The sequence below is a fragment of the Schaalia odontolytica genome (assembly GCF_009730335.1).
GTDB lineage: Bacteria > Actinomycetota > Actinomycetes > Actinomycetales > Actinomycetaceae > Pauljensenia > Pauljensenia dentiphila.
The window spans coordinates 1,080,892-1,103,525 of record NZ_CP046315.1 but is presented as its reverse complement, the minus strand read 5'-3'; the positions used below and the strand labels follow the sequence as shown (position 1 = coordinate 1,103,525).

The window sequence follows — 22,634 nt, the reverse complement described above, 5'->3', positions numbered from 1 at the left end:
TCCCACTCAGCGGCCCGTGAGCTGCCAAGCGTCCTCGTTATCCTCGGGCTCCTCGTCGACCCAGTCGGGAGAGGACCCACCAAAGTTATGACCAGAGTACGGGTCAACCCCACTGCCGCGCGAATCGCCGGCAGATGCCGTGCCCATTTCGTAACCGGAAGCGGGAGCTGCATCGGCCGGGGACGAGGCAGGAGCCTCCCCCGCAGCACCCGCGGTGGCGCCGCTGGCCGGGCTGGGCGCCCCCTCGGGAGCGGCCGGAGCGGGCGCAGGGGCGGGCTCAGGCTCTGGCTCGGCAATGCCGGCGGACTCTCCGCGCAGCATGGCGAGAACCTCGGGCAGCTGCTCGGGGGTGACGAGCACCTGGCGCGCCTTGGACCCTTCGGAGGGGCCGACGATTTCGCGCGACTCGAGCAGGTCCATGAGGCGACCGGCGCGGGCGAAGCCGACGCGCAGCTTGCGCTGGAGCATCGAGGTGGAGCCGAGCTGGGTGGAGACGACAAGCTCGGCGGCCTGCAGCAGGTCTTCGAGATCGTCTCCAATGTCTTCGGCGACCTTGGCTTCCTTCTTTTCGGGCACGACGTCGTCGCGGTAGTGCGTCTCCATCTGGCTCTTGACGTGGGAGACGATCTGGTGGATCTCGGATTCGGAGACCCAGGCGCCCTGGACACGCATGGGCTTGGAGGCACCTGCGGGCAAATAGAGCGCGTCACCCTGGCCGATGAGCTTTTCGGCGCCGGGCTGGTCGAGGATCGTGCGCGAGTCGGTCAGCGAGGAGGTCGCGAACGCGAGGCGCGAGGGGATGTTGGCCTTGATGAGGCCGGTGACGACGTCGACGGAGGGGCGCTGCGTGGCCAGCACCAGGTGGATGCCGGCGGCGCGCGCCAGCTGCGTGATGCGCTGAATCGACGCCTCGACGTCGCGCGGGGCGACCATCATGAGGTCGGCGAGCTCGTCGACGACCACGAGCAGGTACGGGTAGGGGTGCAGCGTGCGCTCCAGCCCGGGCTTGGCCTGGACTTGTCCGGCGGCCACCGCCTTGTTGAAGTCGTCGATGTGCTTGAAGCCGTAGTCCGACAGGTCGTCGTAGCGCGCGTCCATCTCCTTGACGACCCATTCGAGGGCCTCGGCGGCCTTCTTGGCGTCGGTGATGATGGGCGAGATGAGGTGCGGGATGCCCTCGTAGATCGTGAGTTCCACGCGCTTGGGGTCAACGAGGATCATGCGCACCTGCTGGGGCGTCGCACGCATCATGATCGACGTGATCATGGAGTTGACGAAGGAGGACTTACCGGAACCGGTCTGGCCGGCCACCAGCATGTGCGGGGTCTTGGCCAGGTTGGTGACGACGTAGCCGCCTTCGACGTCCTTGCCGACGCCGACGACGAGCGGGTGCTGGTTGCGGCGTGCGGCTGCGGAGCGCAGGACGTCGCCGAGGGCCACGTTTTCGCGGTCGGCGTTGGGGATCTCGATGCCGATCGCGCTCTTGCCGGGGATCGGCGCGAGGATACGCACGTCGGCGGAGGCCACCGCGTAAGCGATGTTCTTCGACAGGTTGGTGAGCTTGTCGACCTTCACGCCGGCACCGAGGACGACCTCGTAGCGGGTGACTGTCGGGCCTCGGGAGAAGCCGGTGACGCGCGCGTCGACGTTGAAGTCCGCGAAGACCTGCCCCAGGGCCGCGACGACCTGGTCGTTGACGGAGGATCGGGTCATATGGGGCGGGCCGGAGACAAGGAGGTCCTCCGACGGCAGCGTGTAGCTGATCGAGTCGTCGAGGTTGGGCTGGAATGCCCCCTCGGGCTCGTCGGTGATCGGCGGGGGCGCCGGCGCGTCCTCGGGCTCCGGTTCGGGTTCGGGCACGTGCGCGGGCACCTGGACGGGCACGGCGGCCACGGCGGGACGCATCTGGGTGAGCATCTCGGTGGGCGCGTCGGGCGTCGTGGCACGAGGCCGGGGCGCGGGAGTTGGGGTGGGTGCGGGGGCCGCGATGGCACCGGATTCCAGGAGGCGGGTGTCCCCCACGGATTCCGTGTCGGTCGCCTTGCGGAAGGACTCGTCGCCGTCGTATTCGTCGAGGAAGGCGTCGTCTCCCGCTGCGAGGCCCTTGCGTGCGTGGCGGCGCGCTTCCTTCGCTGGGTCTCCGCCCGCCTGATCGGCCGTTCCAGCCTCACCCTCGGGGCGCTCACCGCTGAGGTGGGCGGCGAGGTCGCGCAGGCGCGCGGGAACCTCAGCGACGGCCGTACGCGTGGCGAGCAGGATCGAGTAGGCCAGGAGGAGGATCATGAGGGCACCCGCACCCCAGCCGGACAACAGCAGGGCGAGGGGGCGTGCGACGAACCAGCCGAGCAGGCCACCGGCCGCCTCAATGCCAGGTTCGGTGCCCATCGCGGGATTTCCACGCGAGATGTGGACCAGGCCGGTGAGCGCTGCGGTGATGCCGATGCCGCCTGCCACGTGGTGGGGCAGCGCGGATCGCCCGGATCGCGCGGAGACGAGCTCGACGGCCAGGGCGATCAGGACGAGGGGCAGGACGACCGAGAAGATGCCAAACAGGCCGGCGGAGGCGTGGTGGATCGCATCCCCGGCCTCGCCGGAAACCTGGAACCACTCGCGCAACGCGATAACGATGGCCGCGGCAACTGCAACGAAGGCCGCAGCATCACGCTTAACCTGCGAATCGGTCGCCTTCCATGCGCGCACGGCACCGACACCGGCGCGGCCGAGCGCGGAAAAGAAACGTGCCAGGAAACCTGGCTGCGTCGCTTCGGGCTGGGGCGCTTGGGCGGACTTGTTCGAGCCTCCCTTGGCGCGCGGGCGCGCGGGAGCCTTACCGGACGACGAGCGTGGAGACGATTGTGCCATGATCCTTCCACCATATCGCCCGCCTCGGCCCCACTCTGCCAGGCGCGCCGCGCGAGATCAGCGCAGGATGTTCGTAACAACCCCGGTTTCGAGCACGTTTTCAACCTGATCACGCGTGGGAACGGGCAGAGCCGACTCGTGGGAGATGGCCAGCGCGGCACCCGCGTTCGCCATGAGGCACGCGGTCTCCAGGTCGTAGCCCATGGCCAGGCCCGCACACATCTCTCCGATGTGGGTATCGCCCACGCCCGCGGTGTCCGCGATACGCGACTGGAACGCGGGAATCGAGATGACGGGAGCATCCGCGACCTTCTGCAGCTCGCACCCCCGCTCCCCCACGCGCCGAACCGTCGCCACGTCCGGGCGGATGTAGGTGCGGATCGTGGAGCCGTGACGGTTGGCGTCGAGAATACCGGCGAGAGTGGCGGCCTCCCAGCTGCTCATTGTCACGACGTCGGCACGGGGGAAGATCACCTCCCACGCTTCAACGGGAACCTGCGCGACTGCGGGAGACACCGAAACGACGAGTGTCACGAAGGGCGGCAGGGATGCGGCCCACTCACTCAGCTCGGAAGCCGCGTGCGCGCTCGTCATGTCGGAAGCGGCCACGTGGACCACGTCCCCCTCGCGCAGCTCGATGCTCGCAAGCGCACCGCGCGACGGTTCCGATTCGACGCCGGCCGTCACGACCGAACGCATCGACCCGTCTTCGACGATGAGCTGAATGACGACTCCGATGTCACCCACCAGTTCGGGGGTCAGGACCTCGACGCCGGCCTCGACCAGCTGCTGACGAACGGCGAAAGAGTTCGGACCCGTGCCAAGCGGCGACGCAGCTGCCGTCGGCACACCCATGGCCGCAGCGGCGCACAGGGTCGTGAAGCCACCGCCCGGGCGCGAGCTGGCGGCATCCGCATGAACGGATCCGCCACGCTCGGGCACGTATGCGATGTGCATCGGCAACACGAGCGCAACAGAGTGCGTCGAAATGAAACGACCCGACACGTAGATTCCTTCCTTCAAGCGCGCGCTACCGCCCAGCGCGCGAGGGCCTCGTCAATGAAGACTGCCAGACTACTGTTCGGTAACGACCGGAACGATCATAGGACGACGACGCAAGCGTCGCGCAACCCAGCGTCCGATCACGCGGCGCATCGCCTGCTGCAGGACGTAGGGGTCCTGCCCGCCGGGAGCAGCCGCGTCCTTGAGCGCCTGCGTGACGTCAGGGAGGATCTCCTCGAACACCGAGTCGTCCTCGGCCATGCCGATCGCGCGAATCTCCGGGCCGGCCAGGACCATGCCCGAATCGCGCTCGACGACCGCGAAGATCGAGATGAAGCCCTCCGACCCCAGGGTGCGGCGGGTCTCCAGCTCGTCCTCGGAGATCTCTCCGATCGAGCGGCCGTCCACATACACGTACTCGCAGGGCACGATGCCCGACACGCGCGCAACGCCGTCCTTGAGGTCGACCGTCACGCCGTCCTCGGCCAGGACCACTTTCTGCGGGTCAATGCCCGTCTTAACGGCCAGCTGACCGTTGCCCACCAGGTGACGGACCTCACCGTGGATAGGCATGACGTTCTTCGGTTGAACAATGTTGTAGCAGTAGATGAGCTCGCCGGCGCTCGCGTGACCGGACACGTGCACCTTCGCGTTCTCCTTCGACACGACGCGCGCGCCCAGGCGAGTCAGGTCGTTGATAACGCGGTAGACAGAGTTCTCGTTGCCGGGAATCAGCGAGGAGGCCAGCACGACCATGTCACCCGGCTCGATCGTCACGGTGCGGTGCGATCCCACCGACATGCGTGACAGCGCGGCCATCGGCTCGCCCTGCGAACCGGTCGCCATGTAGACGCGCTGGGAGGGCGGCAGCTCGCCGATGCCCTTGAGGTCCACGATGATGCCCTCAGGGATCGACAGGTAGCCCTTTTCTTCCGCGATGCGCATGTTGCGTTCCATCGAGCGGCCCACGAAGGCCACGCGACGCCCGTGATGGGCAGCCGCGTTGATGACCTGCTGGACGCGGTGCACGTGCGAGGCGAAGGAGGCGACGACGATCTGGCCGGTGGCCTCGCCAAACACCTGATCGAGGACCGGACCGATCTCGCGCTCAGGCGTGATAAATCCGGGCACCAGAGCGTTCGTGGAATCCACCATGAACAGGTCAACGCCCTCCTCGCCCATGCGGGCGAAGGCGCGCAGGTCGGTGAGGCGGCGGTCCAGCGGCAGCTGATCCATCTTGAAGTCACCCGTGATGAGGACGTTGCCCGCATCGGTGCGCACGAAGACCGCGAGCGCGTCGGGGATCGAGTGGGTGACGGAGACGAACTCAAGGTCGAAGGGACCGACGGTGAGGCGATCGCCCTCGGCGACGACGTTGAGGCCCGGGTCGGGCAGGCGGTGTTCGCGCAGCTTGGGGGCGACGAAGGCCAGCGTCAGGTCGGATCCGTAGATCGGAATATCGCCTCGCAGCTTGAGGAGGTAGGGCACGGCGCCGATGTGGTCCTCGTGGCCGTGGGTGAGGATAAGGCCGACGACGTCGTCCATGCGATCTTCGATCCAGGAGAAATCCGGCAGGATCAGGTCGACGCCGGGCTGGGTCTCCTCGGGGAAGAGGACGCCACAGTCCACGACCAGGAGCTTGCCCCGGTATTCGAGGACGTTCATGTTGCGGCCGACCTCGCCGAGACCTCCCAGCGGGATCACTCGCAGTGCGCCATCTTCCAGGGGTGCGGGTTCGCTGAGGTTCTCGTACAAAGACTTCATGATGCCAGTCTGCCACGTTGACACCGCTTTGCCCGCATCGGGAGACATGTTGGGTAGGTCGGCCCTCTCACATTTAACGCGTTCGGAGGCTGCTGAGCTACTCGCTCGCGCGCAGATGGCCGTCCTCCATGACGTAGCTGCGGTCCGCGAAGCGCTGCGCCTCGGCCTCGTGGGAAACAACGAGGACGGCCGTTCCACGATCGGCGGCGTCGCGCAGGAGAGTAAGGACGGCGGTCGCGTTCGCACTATCGAGGCCTGCGGTCGGCTCGTCTGCGACGACGATGGCGGGGTCCATGAGGAGGGCGCGCGCGATCGCCATGCGCCGCAGCTCACCGCCCGACAGCTCGGTGGGCGCAGCATCGGTGAGGTCGCCCAAGCCCACGGCGACCAGCAGCTCGCGGGCACGATCCGCGGGCGCCTCGTCCTTGGTGTAGAGGATCGAGGGGAGCAAGACGTTGTCGAGGACCGTCAGGGCTCGCAGGGCCGTGTGCCCCTGGGGGACGAGGCCGATGCGCTCGTTGCGCAGGCGCGAGAGCTCCTCGTCGCGCAGCGAGTACAGGTCCGTGCCGTCCAGTCGTACGTGTCCTGCGGTCGGCGTGAGGATGCCGGCGAGCATGTTCGCCAGGGTGCTCTTACCGCTGCCGGAGTGCCCGGAGACGACGGTCAGTTGGCGCTCCTCCAGGCCGATATCCAGCGGGTGGACGGCCGTGAAGAGGCGCTTTCCCCCGCGGGCTCGGGCGAATTCTTTCGTGAGTCCCGTTGCCTCGATGATCATGTCATTCCCCTTCCTTGAGGGCCAGGCTGGCGTCCATTGTCGTCACGTACCGTAGCGCTATCCACGAGGAGACGAGGGCAACGAGGCCCACCGACGCGAGCGCTCCCAGCGCGAGCAGCGCCAGCGTGGGCAGCGACGGGACGAGGAATCCCCCTCCCAGGCTTTGGCGTACGAGGCCGGAGAAGGACACGAGGAGGACACCGGAGACGACGATGCCGCCGACGCCTCCGAGCGCGTTGACCGCGAGGGCCTCGCGGATGATGATGCGCGAGATCAGCCGACGGTGCGCTCCGGCGGCGATGAGGGTTGCGAATTCTCTCCTGCGCTCGACAATCATCAGGACGAACATGAGGGTGATCATGAGCAGGCCGGCTCCCCACGCGACGGCGATGAGGGTGGTAACCGTGCGCGACGTCGCATCCAAGGACTGGGCGATACCGCTGACCAGCTTCGTCGAGGTGGCGACCGACACGCCGGAGACCTGCTCGCGGATCTGCGCGGCCACGGCCTCGGCGTCGTATCCGGGTGCCACCTTGACCATGACCGAGGAGATGATGCGGTCGGTTTCGAGCGTCGAGTACTTGTTGAGTCCCTTGCGCAGCGAGGAGTCGATGACCTTCTTCGCGGTTTCAAAGTTCATGTAGACCGCATTGTCGAGGGTCGATCCGGTCGGGTCGAATTGGCCGACGACCCGCAGGGTGTTGTCGAAGAGCTGGAAGTTTTCCGGGTCGTTGGCGAGGACGTTGGCGCCGACGATCACCTCATTCTCCCCCAGCTGCGTCTGCCCGACGGCGTCGTTCATCCACGGCTGGATCGTGAAGTCGGTGGCCGGGTCGTAGGCAATCACCTGATAGCGCCCCGAGCAGCAGCTCGCCCTCGCCGAAGCGAGGAAGAGCTGGGAGGAGGCGGCCTCGACGCCGTCGACGGCTGCGACTGCCTCGCGCGTGGACGCGTCCATGTAGAAGTACGACGGTTCGGCGTTCACGAGGAAGGTCTGCGCGTCGAAGTCGGTGTCGGCCTCGTCGGGCGTCACCATAATGTCGGCTCCAAGGCGCGACTGGGTCGTGCGCAGGCCGTGTTCGATGCCTTGGACGACCAGCGTTCCGCCGAAGATCGTCATCGTCATGAGCATGGAGAAGAAGACCAGGGTCCCCGTCCGCACGGGGTAGCCGCGTAGGTTCATCCACGGAAGTCGCGACAGCGACAGCATTACGTCATTCCTCCTTGACCGTTGTCCCTATACCAGGACAGATTTATTCCCAGTGGCCGCACGGCTGACCCGAGCGAGCGCGAGACGCGTTCCGGCGACGCCGACACAGGTGACGGCGACTATTGACAGGCCCGCGAGGGGCAGTGACGTCGCGGGGGAAGCGAGGGTCTCGACGAGGCTCCCGTCCCCCACGAATGGCACGGTGAGGGCTGCGAGGCATACTCCCGCGAGTGCTCCGGCCACGTGAAGCAACGCTGATTCGCTCAGCATGACACGGCTCATGATGGAGCGCGATGCCCCAATCGAGCGCCACACGGCCAATTCCTGCATCCGTTCGTTCATGAGGCTCACCTGCACGATGACGAGGGCGCCCAGTAGAACGAGCCAGGTCGCTCCCAGGACCCCGATTGCGACCCCGCGGTGTGCGCGAATGCCCGACGCGGCGCCGACGAGCGCATCGGCGGCACGCACCGCACTGACCTTGCGCACGTAGAGGTTGATCCAATTGGTAACGCTCTCGATGGCGTCGCTGTCCGAGGCGCGCACGAGCGCGGCAGAGTAGTCGGTACGCGGGTCGAGGGATGCGTCGTTGTCCTCCCCTGCCGCGCGCGCGTCCGCCATCATGTCCGACAGGGTGTCCATGGAAACGAAGACGGCGTCATCGAGCTCCGAGCCGGTGGTGAGGAGGTGAGCGCCGATCGGGCGCTCGCGCCCGAAGACGGAGAGGGTTTGCCCGTCCGCGCCGGGCACGGCACTACCGACAAGGACCGAGCCGCGCGGCAGCGACGTCCCTTCCCCCTCGGCAATCCAAGGCGAGAGCGCGAAATCCGTCTCGGGTTCGAAACCGACGATCCACCGGGTGGACCCATCGACAAGCGTCTCGGACACATAGAGCTGATAGGACAACGCGGCGATGTCCTCGTTGGACGACATGCGCGCCAGGGCCGAGCGCGGCTGGTGACAGCCCACGGGGGTCCCGAGCATGAGGAGGCGCTTCTTCTCCACCTGGTTCAGGCAGGTCGTCGGGTACACGACGAGGTCGGCGCCGAGCCTGCGCTCAGCGAGGGTGAGCTCCGCCCGCATCGCACCCATGAGGATCAATCCGCCGAACACACAGGCTGCCTGCGCGAGTGCAAGCACAGCGATGATGAGGGAACGGACGGGATGCGCGCGGATGGTCAGGAGGGGAACGCGGCGCAGGGACAGCGCGTTACTCATCGGCTCCCCTCACCGACGCCTTCGACGTTGATCCACAGCGCGGGACGCACCCCGTACTGCAGGTCGACGTTCGCTCCGCTGAGCGAGGGCACGCCCGTCGCGTCGACGAATTGCGTCGCGAAACCGTATGTTCCGGGAGAGCGCAGCCACCAGTCTGCCGTGCCGTCCTCGGAGACGCTCAGGGGTCCGGCGGCCGCGTGAACGCTGGCGGGCGCCGCTCCGATGTCACTGCGCGCGGCGGGCGTGTTCAGGTAGATAACGCTCTCGGTCTCACTGAGCGCAAAAACCCGGTCGTCGGTCGCAGCTCCGCCGCTCGCACCGGTGATCGACTGATCCGCGTTCTCGTTGTGCACCGTCTCGATGAGCCCGCGCTGAGCGGGGGTGAACGCGCCGTCGTAGAAGTCGCCGTTCATCCACGCGCGCAGGTCAGAGTTCTCCCACGTGACCTCCTCGAAGGGCACGTGGTGGTACTGGCGCGCCTCGAGAACGTCTGCGCTCAGGAGCAGGAGTTGGCCGTCGATTTTGTCGAGGACAATCCACGTGATCGACTCTGGACCGTTGCTCGTATTTCCGTCCTGCTCGTAGGAGCCGAAGGACACGGTGTCGCCCTTGGATACCGAGCGGTACGGCAGCGCGGGATCGGCTTCGACGAGGGCCTGCGCGCGCTGCGCCGCGTCGCTGTACCCGCCGAGCGCATGGAAGAGCACGTACGCCCCCTGAGCGTCCCCGGCCTCGTCCAGGGCGACGGCCTCGCGATAGCGCACTGCGTTGCGCACGACGATCGCGAGAACGGCGACGAGGGATAGCGCGAGGAGAACCGCGCCGATGCGCACGGTTGTCGAACGTCCTTGGGCCCTCACGCCGCCATTGTCTCCCATCCGGGGCAATACGTCAGGCGGAGGGCTTCGCGTCCTTCTTCCATGACGCGACCAGCGCCCCGATGCCGCTGCCGGCAACCAGGACGCTCATGATGCGCACGAAGGGCTGGAAGACGGTGTGGCAGCGCATCGTCTTCATCGCGCACAGCGGGCAGATCCCGCCGGGAATGAAGAACACTACGACGCTGGCGATGACCGCGAGCGCGAGCAGGGCCAGGCGCGCGGGCTTGTTCTTGACGAGGGAGGAGGCGCCGTACAGTGCGATGAGGCCGACGGCGCTGCCAGCCACCATGTTCTGGCACTGGTGGCAGTGCATCCACGAGCCGTCGGCCCGTTGCTCGCACGCCGAAAAGACGGTCACACCTCCGGCGAGCAGCAGGGCGCTGAGAGCGGCGGGGACCAGGGGAATGATGACGTCCTTCTTTGCCACGGTATCCACTCCTTGAAGACAACGATCAGCGTTGATGAGCTTTGCCTAAGTATATTAAGCCTAACTATTAGCGCTCGTCAACGATCGATGATGCCACCACGGCGCCCCGTTCAGCCCCGAACATACAGCTCACCCCGGCTGGGTCTCGACGGGGGCAAAATGTATGTCAGAGCAGACCAGCGGTGCACAGGGCGCGACGCAGGGCCGACACCTCATCGTCACTGATGCCCACCATCGGCAGGCGCACGGCCGGGCTGTCGATAACGCCCTGGAGCCACAGGGCGTACTTCGCCATGACCGCTCCCTGTCCGCCACCCATGATGGCGTGCACGAGGGGACGCAGTGAATAAGACAGCTCGCGAGCCTCCCACACCTGGTCGCTGTCAAGCAACTCAATCATGCAGCGATACTGGGCCGAGGCCACGTGTGCGACCACGGAAATGAAGCCCGAGGCGCCGCCCGTCATCCACGCGAAGTTCAGGCCGTCGTCGCCCGAGTAGTACTCCAGGCCCGTGCGGTGCATGCGTTCCACGCCTGTCTCCACATCACCCGTCGCGTCCTTGACGCCCAGGATCCGCGGGTGCTGGGCAAGGATGTCAAGGGTCGCGTCAGAGAACGCAATGCCCGTGCGCCCCGGAATATCGTAGAGCATGACGGGCAGGTCGGTCGCATCCGTCACGGCGCGCACGTGCGCGCGCAGGCCCTCCTGGGACGGGCGGTTGTAGTACGGGGAGACGATCAAGATGCCGTCGGCACCGTGCTCCTGGGCGCCCTCACCGATGCGCACCGCGTGGGCGGTGTCGTTCGAACACGCGCCGCACAGGATGAACGCTCGATCCCCCACGGCCTCACGGACGGCTTCCGTCAGGTCGTTCTTCTCCGGCTGGTGAGTCGTCGGCGACTCGCCCGTCGTGCCGGACAACAGAATCGTGTCGCACCCTTCGTCGACCAGCTTGATCGCCAGGCGCTGCGCGGAGGGCAAATCAATCTCACCTGTGTCGGTCATCGGCGTGACCATGGCGGCCGCGAGGGAACCGAAGCGGCGGGCAGGAATGTTACTCATGCGCTCCATGATACGCACGGCCCCGTGCAATGGGCGCACACCGTCCCCGACATGGACGGAGCACCACGCACGCACTCGCGTGGCGTCGCTCGCGCCGTGGGCCCTTAGTCGCGCTCCGCCCACCACATGTGCTGCGTGGGGCCATCGCCCAGCACTCGCACCGCGCCCGAGGGCGCAAAACCCGCCGACGTGAAAAAACGCTGGCGCTCCTCATCATCCACACCAACCCACGCGCGCAGCTGGCCGCTCGTCAGGTCCGCAACCGCCGACAGCAGGCGCGACGCATGCCCCGAGCGGCGGAAGTTCTTATCCACCGTCAGCTCATACACCTGCGTCGCAGCCACCGCCGCCTCACCCGACTCAGCGTCGGGGGCCGAGGACACCCCGGCCTCGTCGGGACCGGCGAGCGCGAAACCCACGATCGTATTGCCGTGGAGGGCGACGAGGAGGGCGGTGCCGCCCGGCCGCGGAGAGGCCAGCGTCGCCTCCCACTGGGCAGCGAGCGCCTCCTCGGTGATGCCCTGAGCGTCGAGGGCGTTCTGCCCCATGAGGGAGCGCCAGGCCTCGTACTGCAGGCGAGCGATCACGCGCGCGTCACCGCTCTGGGCGGGGCGCACGGAGCGGTCCGGTCCCACGCTCTGGCTCACAGGCCCATCACCTGGTCGAGGCCGATCGTCAGGCCCGTACGGCCGATCACGCGGCGCACGCCCAGCAGGACACCGGGCATGAAGGACACGCGGTCGAAGGAATCGGTGCGGATGACCAGCTGCTCGCCCACGTTGCCCAGGAGGATCTCCTCCGAGGCGGTCAGGCCGCGCAGGCGCACGGCGTGGACGGGGATACCATCCACGCGGCCGCCGCGGCTGCCGAGCTCGTCAGTTTCGGTCGCGTCGGGCATCTCGCCCAGGCCGGCCTCGGCGCGCGCCTTCGCGATGCCGCGCGCGGTCGCCACGGCGGTGCCGGAGGGAGCATCCACCTTGGCGGGGTGATGCATCTCGATGACCTCAGCGGACTCGAAGTAGGGGGCGGCCAAGGCGGCGAACTTCATGGCGAGCACCGCGCCCATCGCGAAGTTCGGGGCAATCAGGACGGCGCGCCCAGAGGCCTCGGCATGCTCGCGCACGCGCGCGTAGGACTCTTCCGTCCAGCCGGTCGTGCCCACGACGACGTCCACGCCCGCGTCGAGGAGCGCGTGCACGTTGGACTCGGTGACGCTAGGGATCGAGAAGTCGACGGCAACCTGCGCACCATTCACGCTCTGCGGCGTGATCTCGTCGCCCGCATCGAAGAGGGCAACGACCTCCATGTCCGGGGCGTCCGTGACCGCCTGAACGACGGTCGAGCCCATGCGGCCCTTGGCTCCTGTCACTGCAACGCGAATCATTGCGCTCTCCTTCTTACGGTTATGTGGCTGTCTTCAGGGTATTCCCACGGGCGGCGCGAGGAGCGCGGATGGACAGGGGGTATCTCACTCCCCCGTTTCTTACTGCGCAGGCAGGACGAGGGCCCGGCAATCCAGCTTCGCGATGAGGGACGCCGCCAGCGCGCGCACGTCGCCCGCCTGCACCGCGTCGAACTCGGCGAGGGACTCGTCGATGGGACGGTAACGTCCAATGATCTCCGAGCGGCCCAGTCGCATCATGCGCGACCAGTTGTCTTCAAGGCCCAGGACGACACCTCCGCGCACCTGTCCGCGCACGCGCGTCATCTCTTCCTCAGTCGGGCCGTCCGCGGCGAGGTCTTCCAGCTGAGCACGCATGATGGCCTCAACCTCACCGACCTTGTCGGGGCTGCAGCCCGCGTACATGCCGAAGGTTCCGGTATCGGAGTAGGCGACGTCGAAGGCGTAGGTCGTGTAGGCCAGGCCGCGCTTTTCGCGCACCTCCTGGAAGAGGCGCGACGACATGGAGCCACCCAGGACCGACAGCAGGACACTCATAGTCGGGCCCGCGGGGTCCGTGGCCGACAGGCCCTCGCAGCCGATGATGACGTGCGCCTGGGTCACGTCGCGTCGGCGGGTGATGTCCTTATCGTGGTCGGCAATCGGTGTCACGGTCGTGGATCGACGAGGCCAGGGCGAGGCCGCGCTGCCCGCGTCCCAGGGCGATCCCTCCAGGGCGGCCTGCACGCGCTCGCACACTGATTCGTGGTCGACGTTGCCGGCGGCTGCAACGATGAGGGATGAGGGGCAGTAGTGGGCCTGGTAGTGCTCCCAGACGTCCGCGCGCTCGACCTCACGGATGGCCTGGGCGGTGCCACCGACGGGGCGTCCGATCGGGCGGTCGCCGTGGACGGCCAGCTGGAAGGTGTCGTGGACCGTGTCCGTGGGCGAATCCTCCCCCATTGCCAGCTCGTCGAGGATGACGCCGCGCTCCAGCGAGAAATCTTCCTCGTCGAGGCGCGAGTCGGTGACCATGTCGGTCAGCGTCTCGATCGCCATGTCGAGGTCCGCGTCGCGCACGCGTGCCCAATAGGCGGTGTGCTCGCGCGCAGTCTCAGCGTTCGACTCGCCGCCCACGCTGTCGAAGGCGACGGCGATGTCGAGGGCGGAGCGCTTGTTCGTGCCCTTGAAGAGGAGGTGCTCAAGGAAGTGGGTCGACCCGGCCGTGCGTGGTCCCTCGTCGCGTGAGCCGACGGGCACCCACAGGGACACGCCCGCGCTCTTCGTCGCGGGAATCTCCTGGGTCAGGACGCGCGTCCCGGCTCCCAGGATCGTGCGATCAATGCAGGTGTCGCCATCCTCAATGGACAGGCGAGCCTCGTCGAGCGGCAGCGGCTTGGGCGTCATACTTCTCCTCTTGCGTCCCCACAGTCCGGGGGTTGGCACGAAACGTTCACAGTGTAGCCGTAAAAAGGCCGGTGGCCGGGCGGAGCACACGCTCCGTCCCGGCCACCGGTCCGATGTAGCTAGCGGGAGCTACTCACTCCTCGGAAGCGCCGTCCTCGCGCTCGTCGTCACGGCGACGACGGGTGCGGGTACGGGGGCGACGCTCGCGACGCTCAGAGCGATCGCGGCGCTCACGACGCTGCTCGGTCTGCTCGCCCTCGGCGGCCTCGAGCTCTCCGGCCTCGCCGTCGATGACGGCGTGCAGGCTCAGCTTGCCGCGGTCACCGATCTCAGCGATCTCTACCTCGACCTGCTGGCCGACCTGCAGGACGTCGTCCACGGAGTCGATGCGCTTGCCGCCCACGAGGCGACGGACCTGCGAGATGTGCAGCAGACCGTCCTTACCGGGGGTCAGCGACACGAAGGCACCGAAGGACGTGGTCTTGACGACCGTGCCGACGAAGCGCTCGCCGACCTCGGGCATCTGCGGGTTCGCGATCTGGTTGACCATCGTTCGGGCGGCATCTGCGGAGGCGCCGTCGGAGGAGGCGATGTAGACGGTGCCGTCGTCCTCGATGGTGACGTCAGCGCCGGTCTCGTCCTGGATCTGGTTAATCATCTTGCCCTTAGGGCCAATGACCTCGCCGATCTTGTCGACGGGGACCTTGACCGTGATGATGCGAGGAGCGTTCGGGCTCATCTCATCCGGGCCGTCAATCGCCTGGTTGATCAGGTCGAGGATCGCCAGGCGAGCGTCGCGGGCCTGAGCCAGCGCGGCGCGCAGGACCTGGGAGTCGATGCCGTCGAGCTTAGTGTCCAGCTGCAGGGCCGTGATGAAGTCGCGGGTACCGGCAACCTTGAAGTCCATGTCGCCGAAGCCATCCTCGGCACCCAGGATGTCGGTCAGGGTGACGGCCTTGAACTGGCCATCGACCTCACCGGTCATGAGGCCCATCGCGATGCCCGCGACGGGGGCGCGCAGCGGCACGCCGGCCTGGAGGAGGGACAGGGTCGAGGCACAGACCGAGCCCATCGACGAGGAGCCGTTGGAGCCCATGGTCTCGGAGACCTGACGGATCGCGTAGGGGAACTCCTCACGCGAGGGCAGGACGGGAACCAGGGCACGCTCAGCCAGGTCGCCGTGACCGATCTCGCGGCGCTTCGGGGAGCCGACGCGGCCAACCTCGCCCGTGGAGAACGGAGCGAAGTTGTACTGGTGCATGTAACGCTTGGCGTTGACGGGCGACAGGTTGTCGATCTGCTGCTCCATGCGCAGCATGGCCAGAGTGGTGATGCCCAGGATCTGGGTCTCGCCACGCTGGAACAGGGCGGAGCCGTGCACGCGGGGCAGGACCTCGACCTCGGCAGAGAGGGAACGGATCTGGCGCGGAGTACGGCCGTCCATGCGGATCTCTTCGCGTAGGGTGCGGTTACGGATCGTAGCCTTCTCGAGCGAACGGAACGCAGCCTTGAGGGCCTTCTCCGACTCGGGGAAGCGCTCGGCCAGGGCCTCGAGCATCTCTTCCTTGACGGCGTCAACAGCCTCGTCGCGGGCGAGCTTACCCTCGGTCAGCAGGGCCTGGGCGACCTTCTCGGCCGCGTAATCCTCGACCGCCGCGTACTCTTCGTCGGTGTAGTCCAGGAACAGCGGGAACTCAACGGTCTCCTTGGAAGCCTTCTCGGCCACCTTGAGCTGGGCCTCGCACAGGACCTTGATGAACGGCTTGGCGGCCTCAAGGCCGTCGGCCACGACGTCTTCGGTGGGGGCAGTGGCGCCAGCCTGAATGAGCTCCCACTGGTTCTTGCCGCCACCGGCCTCAACCATCATGATCGCGACGTCTTCGGAGCCGTCTTCCTTGGTGACGATGCGGCCCGCGACAACGATGTTGAACACGGAACGCTCGAGCTCACTCCAGCGCGGGAACGCGACCCACTGGTCGTCGATGAGCGCCAGGCGGGTGCCGCCGATCGGGCCGGTGAAGGGCAGGCCTGCGATCTGGGTGGACATGGACGCGGCATTGATCGCCAAAACGTCGTAGGCGTCGTCCGGATCGATCGTCAGGACAGTCTCGACGACCTGGACCTCGTTGCGCAGGCCCTTGACGAAGCCGGGGCGCAGCGGGCGGTCGATGAGGCGGGCAGCCAGGATGGCCTCGGTGCCCGCGCGGCCTTCGCGGCGGAAGAAGGAACCGGGGATGCGACCCGCGGCGTACTGACGCTCTTCAACGTCGACAGTCAGCGGGAAGAAGTCGAACTGGTCCTTGGGGTTCTTGCCCACCGTGGTGGCGGACAGAACGGTGGTGGAATCGTCCAGGTAGGCCAGGGCGGAGCCTGCGGCCTGCTTGGCGAGACGGCCGGTTTCGAAGCGCACGGTGCGCTTACCGAAACGGCCGTTATCGATAATCGCCTCTGCGGCGATGATGTCGGAGCCTTCCATCATGGGGCGTTTCTCCTTGGTTTGTTGGTGTCGCGCTCCACTTCGGCCTTCGATCGAAGCCCACGGATAAACGCTCCGTAGGCCACTGTCGAAAACCGGCGGCTTTCGCGCGAGAATTAACGGTTTGCCCGAGGCGGGCGTGTGAAAACCGGCCCGTCTCCGCTACGGGAGGCGGGCCGGCCCAAAATCAGCGGCGCAGGCCGAGACGCTCGATGAGCGAGCGGTAACGCTCGATGTCGATGTCAGCCAGGTAACCCAGCAGGCGGCGACGACGGCCGACCAGCAGCAGCAGGCCACGACGGGAGTGGTGGTCGTGCGTGTGGGTCTTGAAGTGCTCGGTCAGATCCTTGATGCGGCGCGTCAGCAGCGCGATCTGCACCTCGGGGGAACCGGTGTCGCCCTCGTGGGTCGCGTACTCGGCGATGATCTGGTCCTTGACGTCCTTGCTCAGCGGCACAGGCTTCTCCTTTGTGTTCGTTGCGCGGGGCATCCGGGCTTTTCCCGGGTGCTGACAGTCCGCGGCCGGTGTACGGCCTTTCTACAGTAGCACGCCACCGGCGTTATCCCCACAATGAGCGACCAAGCTAACGATTCTGCCTTCTCACAAGGACTTTTCTCCTCCCCCAACCTGCGCTCCCCGGCCTCGGGCTGGATGTGCGCCCCCTGAAGCGCGGGGCCAGGCGAAGAGGAGGGTGCCCTATCGGGCGGTGACGGAGTCCGGATCGACGCGCCCGGCGACGCCGATGCCAAGGACGGAGGCCGTCTGACGCAGGTCGTCATCCATCTGGGTAAGCAGTTCGTCGAGGGAGTCGAAGGAGAGCATGGGGCGGATGCGCGACACGAAGGTCACCGCGATACGTTCACCGTACAGGTTGAGGTCGGAGCGGCCCAGGACGTGGGCTTCGACGGTGCGTTCGACGCCGTTGAACTGGGGGTTGGTGCCCACGGAGATGGCGGCGGGGAGGAACTCGGCGGACTGGGTGCCGGGCACGGCGCGCACGACCCACCCGGCGTAGACGCCGTCGGCGGGGATGACACCTTCGACGTCCTCGGACAGGTTTGCGGTCGGGAAGCCGAGGGTGCGGCCGCGCTTGAAGCCGTGGCACACGGTGCCGCGGATGCGGTGAAGATGGCCGAGGACGCGGGCGGCACCAGACACGTCGCCGGCGGCGAGGAGCTCGCGCACCCACGACGAGGACCAGCGGCGCCCCTCGGGGGCCTCAATGTCGGTGACCGTGATGACGTTAAACCCGTAGCGGCGCCCGAGCTCACGCAGCGTGTCGATGGTGCCCGCGTTGCCGCGTCCGAAACGGAAGTCTTCGCCGACGACGACTTCGCGAGCACCGCAGCGCTCCACCAGGTATTCGTAGACGAACTCGTCGGCTTCGAGGCTGTACACGCTCGCGTCGTAGTGGGCGACGAGCGTGGCGTCCAGGCCGGCAGCGGCCATCGCGTCGAGGCGGTCGCGCAGCGGGGAGATGAGCTGGAGACCTACCTCCGGCTTGTGGACCTGGATGGGGTGCGGGTCGAAGGTGATGGCCACGGCGTCGACGCCGAGCTTATGGGCGCGCTCGATGCACGTGGAGATGACCTTCTTGTGTCCGTTATGCATGCCATCGAAGTTGCCGATGGTGACGACACTGGCCTCGTTGCCGGGAATGTCAGAGAGTGAATACCAAACGTTCATGAGTCTCTTTCTAGAAAACCAGGACGGTACGCAATCGAGCCGCGTCGATGCGAAGCAGGCCCAGGACGGTGCCGTCGGGCGCGACGGCGGCGATCGGCGCGGGCTCCTCCTCGGGGGCGCTCTTCGGGCAGTAGCCAGCCTCGACCGCCCACTGCGCCAACTCACTGCGAGAACGCCTCGGGGCCTGGCCGTGGGCGAACGCTCCGGCCTCGGCCTCGGTCATGAGCAGGGAGGGGAACATGGTGCGCGCAGCCTCGCCCAGGGGGACGAGGGGCAGGACCGGCTCCGCGTCCGGCTCCCCTTCCGGGGTGGCTGCCTCGACGGCGGCGCTCAGTTCCTCGAGCGTTATCGCCGTGTCCAGGTGAACGTCGCCCACGCGCGTGCGGCGCAGCGCGGTCAGGTGGGCGCCCACACCGAGCGCCTCACCGGCGTCGCGCGCGAGGGCGCGCACATAGGTGCCCGAGGAACACTCAACGACGACGTCAACATCGACCACGCGAACGGGACCGGAGGGAACCTGTTCATCGGGTGCATTGTCAGCGTCAGCCTCCTCGAGCGTGCACTCGACGGGTCTCGGGGGAGCGAGAACCTCCAGGCGTGAAATGCGCACCGGGCGGGCGGCCAGTTCAACATCGTCGCCGGCGCGAGCGAGTGCGTAGGCACGCTTGCCATTCACCTTGATCGCCGAGACGGTCGAGGGCACCTGCATAATGTCCCCACGCAGCGGCGCAAACGCAGCCTCAAGCTGCTCCTCACTCAACGAGGCACAGCCAACGGCCGCGGTCGCGACGCCCTCAGCGTCGTCCGTGTTGGTGGCGACGCCGAAGCGGATCGTCGCCCGATACTCCTTCGAGTGGCCGCTCACCCAAGTGAGCAGCTTCGTCGCCTTGCCGATGCCGATCACGAGGACTCCCGTGGCCATCGGGTCCAGGGTGCCGCCGTGCCCCACCTTGCGGGTGTGGGCCAGGCGTCGCACGCGCGAGACCACGTCGTGGCTGGTGAGCCCCTGCGGCTTGTCGATGACAAGCAAGCCGGGACGCGGATTATCGGGTCGACGAGCCATGTGGGTCAGGCCCAATCCTTCGCGTCTGCCTCGTCCTCTTCGTCGTCGTGACGGTAGGGGTCGGCGTCACCGGCATAGGTGGCGCCAGCAGACGCGGCGGCAATCGCCTCATCCTTGGCCTTGGCCTTGGCCAGGGCGTCCTCGAGCGCGGCAGCGCTCTCGGGCAACGCGTCGAGGATGAACTCCAGGGTCGGGGTCAGGCGCAGGCCCAGGGCCTTGCCCACGCGAGAGCGGAAAAGACCCTGCGCGGACGCGAACGCGCGCGCGGCCTTCTCGCGCTGTTCGTCGTCGCCGAGCACCGTGTAGAAGATGGATGCGTGCTGCAGGTCGCCCGTCACGCGCACGTCCGTGATGGTGACGAGCTCCAGACGGGGATCCTTCACGTGGCGTCCGATCATCGACGCGACGGTCTGCAGGATGCGCTCCTGCACCTTTCGAACGCGAGCTTCGTCAGCCATCGCGCCCTCCTTTCGGGCGGTGTCGCCCTCCTAGAAACACTGGTGAGAGAAGATCGGGGTCCGAGCGTGCCCGGACCCCGATACTTCAAGCCATGCGATCAGTCACGAGCCTTCTCGCGCATCTCCCAGGTCTCAATGATGTCGCCTTCGGCGATATCCTTGTGACCCAGCGTGATACCGCACTCGTAGCCCTCGCGGACCTCGGTGACGTCATCCTTCTCGCGACGCAGGGACACGATCTCGAGGTTATCGGCGACAACCACACCATCGCGCACCAGGCGAGCCTTGGTGCCACGCTTGATCGTGCCGGAGCGGACGATCGAACCGGCGATGTTGCCGAACTTGCCGGAGCGGAAGACCTGACGGATCTCCGCGGTACCCAGCTGGACCTCCTCGTAGATCGGCTTGAGCATGCCCTTAAGGGCCGCCTCAATGTCGTCGATCGCAGAGTAGATGACGTTGTAGTACTTGATCTCGACGCCCTCAGCATCCGCCATCTCGGCCACGCGCTCGGCGGGACGGACGTTGAAGCCGATGATGACCGCGTTGTCGACGGTCGCCAGGTTGACGTCGTTCTGCGTGATCGCACCGACGCCTCGGTGGATGATACGCAGCGCGACCTCGTCGCCCACGTCGATGCGCAGCAGCGAGTCTTCCAGGGCCTCGACGGCACCGGACACGTCGCCCTTGATGACCAGGTTGAGGGTGTCGACCTCGCCCTCGGCCAGGACCTTGTCGAAGTCCTCCAGGGAGACGCGCTTGCGGCGCTTGGCCAGCAGGGCCTGACGCTCGGCGGCCTCACGCTTGTCGGCGATCTGGCGGGCCGTGCGGTCATCCGGCGCGACCAGGAAGGAGTCGCCGGCGCGCGGGACGGACGTGAGCCCCAGGACCGCAACGGGCGTCGACGGGCCGGCCTCGGAGACGTCGTTACCGCTGTCGTCGAACATAGCGCGCACGCGGCCGTAGGACGAGCCGACCACGAGGGAGTCGCCCACGTGGAGCGTGCCGCGCTGGACCAGCATGGTCGCGACGGCGCCGCGGCCCTTGTCCAGGTTCGCTTCGATGGCGACGCCACGTGCGTCGGTGTTCGGGTTGGCTTCAAGGGTCAGCGCAGCGTCGGCGGTCAGCAGGACAGCCTCGAGCAGCTCGCGGATGCCCTTGCGCTGCTTAGCGGAGATGTTCACGAACATGACGTCGCCGCCGTACTCTTCCGCGACCAGGCCGTACTCGGTGAGCTGGGAGCGGATCTTCTCCGGGTTCGCCGTGTCCTTATCGACCTTGTTCACTGCGACGACGATCGGGACGCCGGCGGCCTGCGCGTGGTTGATAGCCTCAACCGTCTGGGGCATGACGCCGTCATCGGCAGCGACCACGAGGATCGCAATGTCGGTGACCTGAGCGCCACGTGCACGCATGGCCGTGAAGGCCTCGTGACCGGGGGTATCGATGAAGGTGATCGGGCGGACGGTGCCGTCCTCAGCCTTGACCGTGACCTGGTAGGCACCGATGTGCTGGGTGATGCCGCCGTGCTCGGTGTCGACGACGTCGGTGTGACGGATCGCGTCGAGCAGCTTGGTCTTACCGTGGTCGACGTGCCCCATGACGGTGACGACCGGCGGACGGGGCACCATGTTCTCAGCGTCGTCGAGTTCTTCGGCCTCGAGGTCGATGTCGAAGGACTCGAGCAGCTCGCGGTCCTCGTCCTCGGGGGAGACGACCTTGACGTCGTAGCCGAGCTCCGCGCCCAGGGCCTCGAAGGTGTCCTGGTCGAGGGACTGCGTGGCGGTCGCCATCTCGCCCAGGGCGAAGAGGACCGTCACGAGTGCTGCGGGATTGACATCGATCTTCTCGGCGAGGTCAGCAAGGGATGCGCCCTGGCGGATGCGGATCTGCGCGCCGCCTCCGCGCGGGATCGACACGCCGCCGATGACGGGCGCGTTCTGCTGCTCATACTCTTGACGCTTCGCGCGCTTCGACTTGCGTCCGCGCTGCGAGCGGCCGCCTCCGCGACCGAATGCGCCCGGCGTGGAGCCGCGACCGCCGCGGCCACCGCCGCGGGGACCACCGAAGCCGCCGCCGTTGTTCTGGGGGGCGCCGCCGCCGGCACCTGCACCTGCTCCGCCGGGACGGGCGCCGCCGCGACCGCGTCCACCGCGGCCGGTGCGCTCACCGCCGCCGTTACCGGAGGCAGCGTTACGTGCGAAGTTCGCCTGGCCGGGCATCATGCCCGGGTTCGGACGGTTGCCGCCGGGGCGCGGGGCGCCGGGACGAGGACCACCGTTACCGGAGGCACCCTGACGCGTGGCACCGGGGCGCGGACCACCGTTGCCGGATCCGCCCGGGCGCGGGGCGCCGGGACGAGGGCCGCCGGAGCCGCCGGGGCGAGGCATGCCCTGCGAGGAGGCGTAGGGGTTATTGCCCGGGCGCGGGCCACCGGGGCGCGGGCCGCCGGGGCGAGCCGGGCGCGGGCCGTCAGCGCGACGAGGCGCGGGCTTGGGGGCGCCGCCCTCCGCGCTCTTGCGGGTGCCGGGCTTGGTGGCGGCGTCGGCCTTCTTCGTACGAGGCTTGGGCGCGCCGGGTTTGGGCGCGTCACCCTTGGGGGCCGCGGCCTTGGGGGCAGCATCGGCAGCCTCCGCCTTGGGGGCGCCAGGCTTCTTCGCAGCGGGCTTGGCCGCGCTGGGCTTGGGGGCCTTGGCGGCGGGCTTTGCGTCCGCCTTCTTGGTCTTGGGGGCCGTCGCGAACTTCTCACGCATCTGCCGCACGACGGGCGGTTCGAGCGAGGACGACGACGACTTGACGAATTCACCTGCTTCCTTCAGGTGACCCATCAGTTCTTTGCTGGTGATTCCGAGCTCTTTGGCGAGCTCGTGGACACGCAACTTTGCCACATTTCTCCATTCCGGAAGCGTCTCCGGTCCGGAGACGCCTTACTGATATTGCTGGCAGCTCATCGCTGGGTA

The 22,634-nt window shown here is 67.4% G+C and carries 18 protein-coding genes; all 18 read right to left on the bottom strand.

Annotated features, from left to right (window positions below):
• Positions 1 to 6: 6 nt before the first annotated feature.
• The 18 genes from FOC40_RS04720 to infB all read right to left on the bottom strand — a co-directional run bounded on the left by FOC40_RS04720 (position 7) and on the right by infB (position 22,562).
• Positions 7 to 2,862: an FtsK/SpoIIIE family DNA translocase gene (locus tag FOC40_RS04720; RefSeq protein ID WP_155844122.1), complete on the bottom strand. Its 2,856-nt coding sequence runs from the start codon at positions 2,860 to 2,862 to the stop codon at positions 7 to 9.
• A 57-nt stretch (positions 2,863 to 2,919) separates the two neighbouring features.
• Positions 2,920 to 3,819 carry a PfkB family carbohydrate kinase gene (locus FOC40_RS04715; RefSeq protein WP_003796157.1) on the bottom strand — a complete coding sequence of 300 codons (900 nt, stop codon included), beginning with the start codon at positions 3,817 to 3,819 and terminating at the stop codon, positions 2,920 to 2,922.
• 117 nt (positions 3,820 to 3,936) lie between these two features.
• The gene (locus FOC40_RS04710; RefSeq protein ID WP_039929803.1) at positions 3,937 to 5,628 is read right to left on the bottom strand and encodes a ribonuclease J; all 1,692 of its coding nucleotides are present in this window, start codon (positions 5,626 to 5,628) and stop codon (positions 3,937 to 3,939) included.
• Between the two features lie 97 nt (positions 5,629 to 5,725).
• Positions 5,726 to 6,403 (bottom strand): ABC transporter ATP-binding protein, encoded by a 678-nt coding sequence (locus FOC40_RS04705; protein ID WP_003792729.1) that lies wholly within the window; start codon positions 6,401 to 6,403, stop codon positions 5,726 to 5,728.
• A gap of 1 nt (position 6,404) precedes the next feature.
• The gene (locus tag FOC40_RS04700) at positions 6,405 to 7,613 is read right to left on the bottom strand and encodes an ABC transporter permease (protein ID WP_003796153.1); all 1,209 of its coding nucleotides are present in this window, start codon (positions 7,611 to 7,613) and stop codon (positions 6,405 to 6,407) included.
• Between the two features lie 27 nt (positions 7,614 to 7,640).
• Positions 7,641 to 8,831: an FtsX-like permease family protein gene (locus tag FOC40_RS04695; RefSeq protein WP_003796152.1), complete on the bottom strand. Its 1,191-nt coding sequence runs from the start codon at positions 8,829 to 8,831 to the stop codon at positions 7,641 to 7,643.
• A complete protein-coding gene (locus tag FOC40_RS04690; RefSeq protein WP_003796150.1) occupies positions 8,828 to 9,709 on the bottom strand; it encodes a DUF6273 domain-containing protein in 882 nt (293 codons plus the stop codon). Before FOC40_RS04690 ends, FOC40_RS04695 begins: the two co-directional genes overlap by 4 nt.
• A 13-nt stretch (positions 9,710 to 9,722) precedes the next feature.
• A complete protein-coding gene (locus FOC40_RS04685; RefSeq protein ID WP_196773366.1) occupies positions 9,723 to 10,139 on the bottom strand; it encodes a DUF4418 family protein in 417 nt (138 codons plus the stop codon).
• Between the two features lie 166 nt (positions 10,140 to 10,305).
• A complete protein-coding gene (dapA, locus tag FOC40_RS04680; RefSeq protein ID WP_039929710.1) occupies positions 10,306 to 11,202 on the bottom strand; it encodes a 4-hydroxy-tetrahydrodipicolinate synthase in 897 nt (298 codons plus the stop codon).
• 104 nt (positions 11,203 to 11,306) lie between these two features.
• Positions 11,307 to 11,849 (bottom strand): GNAT family N-acetyltransferase, encoded by a 543-nt coding sequence (locus FOC40_RS04675; RefSeq protein WP_003796147.1) that lies wholly within the window; start codon positions 11,847 to 11,849, stop codon positions 11,307 to 11,309.
• Entirely contained in the window at positions 11,846 to 12,586 is a 741-nt protein-coding gene (gene dapB, locus FOC40_RS04670; RefSeq protein WP_003796143.1) for a 4-hydroxy-tetrahydrodipicolinate reductase, read from the bottom strand. The genes FOC40_RS04675 and dapB overlap by 4 nt, the downstream gene beginning before the upstream one ends.
• A gap of 99 nt (positions 12,587 to 12,685) precedes the next feature.
• The gene (locus FOC40_RS04665; protein WP_003796141.1) at positions 12,686 to 13,990 is read right to left on the bottom strand and encodes a M16 family metallopeptidase; all 1,305 of its coding nucleotides are present in this window, start codon (positions 13,988 to 13,990) and stop codon (positions 12,686 to 12,688) included.
• 133 nt (positions 13,991 to 14,123) lie between these two features.
• Positions 14,124 to 16,469, bottom strand: a complete 2,346-nt coding sequence (locus FOC40_RS04660; RefSeq protein WP_003796139.1) for a polyribonucleotide nucleotidyltransferase — start codon at positions 16,467 to 16,469, stop codon at positions 14,124 to 14,126.
• 184 nt (positions 16,470 to 16,653) lie between these two features.
• Positions 16,654 to 16,923, bottom strand: coding sequence for a 30S ribosomal protein S15 (gene rpsO, locus FOC40_RS04655; RefSeq protein WP_007587851.1), 270 nt, complete (start codon positions 16,921 to 16,923; stop codon positions 16,654 to 16,656).
• Positions 16,924 to 17,163: 240 nt separating this feature from the next.
• Positions 17,164 to 18,153, bottom strand: coding sequence for a bifunctional riboflavin kinase/FAD synthetase (locus FOC40_RS04650; protein ID WP_003792741.1), 990 nt, complete (start codon positions 18,151 to 18,153; stop codon positions 17,164 to 17,166).
• A gap of 10 nt (positions 18,154 to 18,163) precedes the next feature.
• Positions 18,164 to 19,216, bottom strand: coding sequence for a tRNA pseudouridine(55) synthase TruB (truB, locus tag FOC40_RS04645; protein WP_039929707.1), 1,053 nt, complete (start codon positions 19,214 to 19,216; stop codon positions 18,164 to 18,166).
• Between the two features lie 5 nt (positions 19,217 to 19,221).
• On the bottom strand, positions 19,222 to 19,674 hold the full coding sequence (gene rbfA, locus FOC40_RS04640) for a 30S ribosome-binding factor RbfA (RefSeq protein ID WP_003792743.1): 453 nt from the start codon (positions 19,672 to 19,674) through the stop codon (positions 19,222 to 19,224).
• Between the two features lie 98 nt (positions 19,675 to 19,772).
• Positions 19,773 to 22,562 carry a translation initiation factor IF-2 gene (gene infB, locus FOC40_RS04635; RefSeq protein WP_155844121.1) on the bottom strand — a complete coding sequence of 930 codons (2,790 nt, stop codon included), beginning with the start codon at positions 22,560 to 22,562 and terminating at the stop codon, positions 19,773 to 19,775.
• Positions 22,563 to 22,634 lie beyond the last annotated feature (72 nt).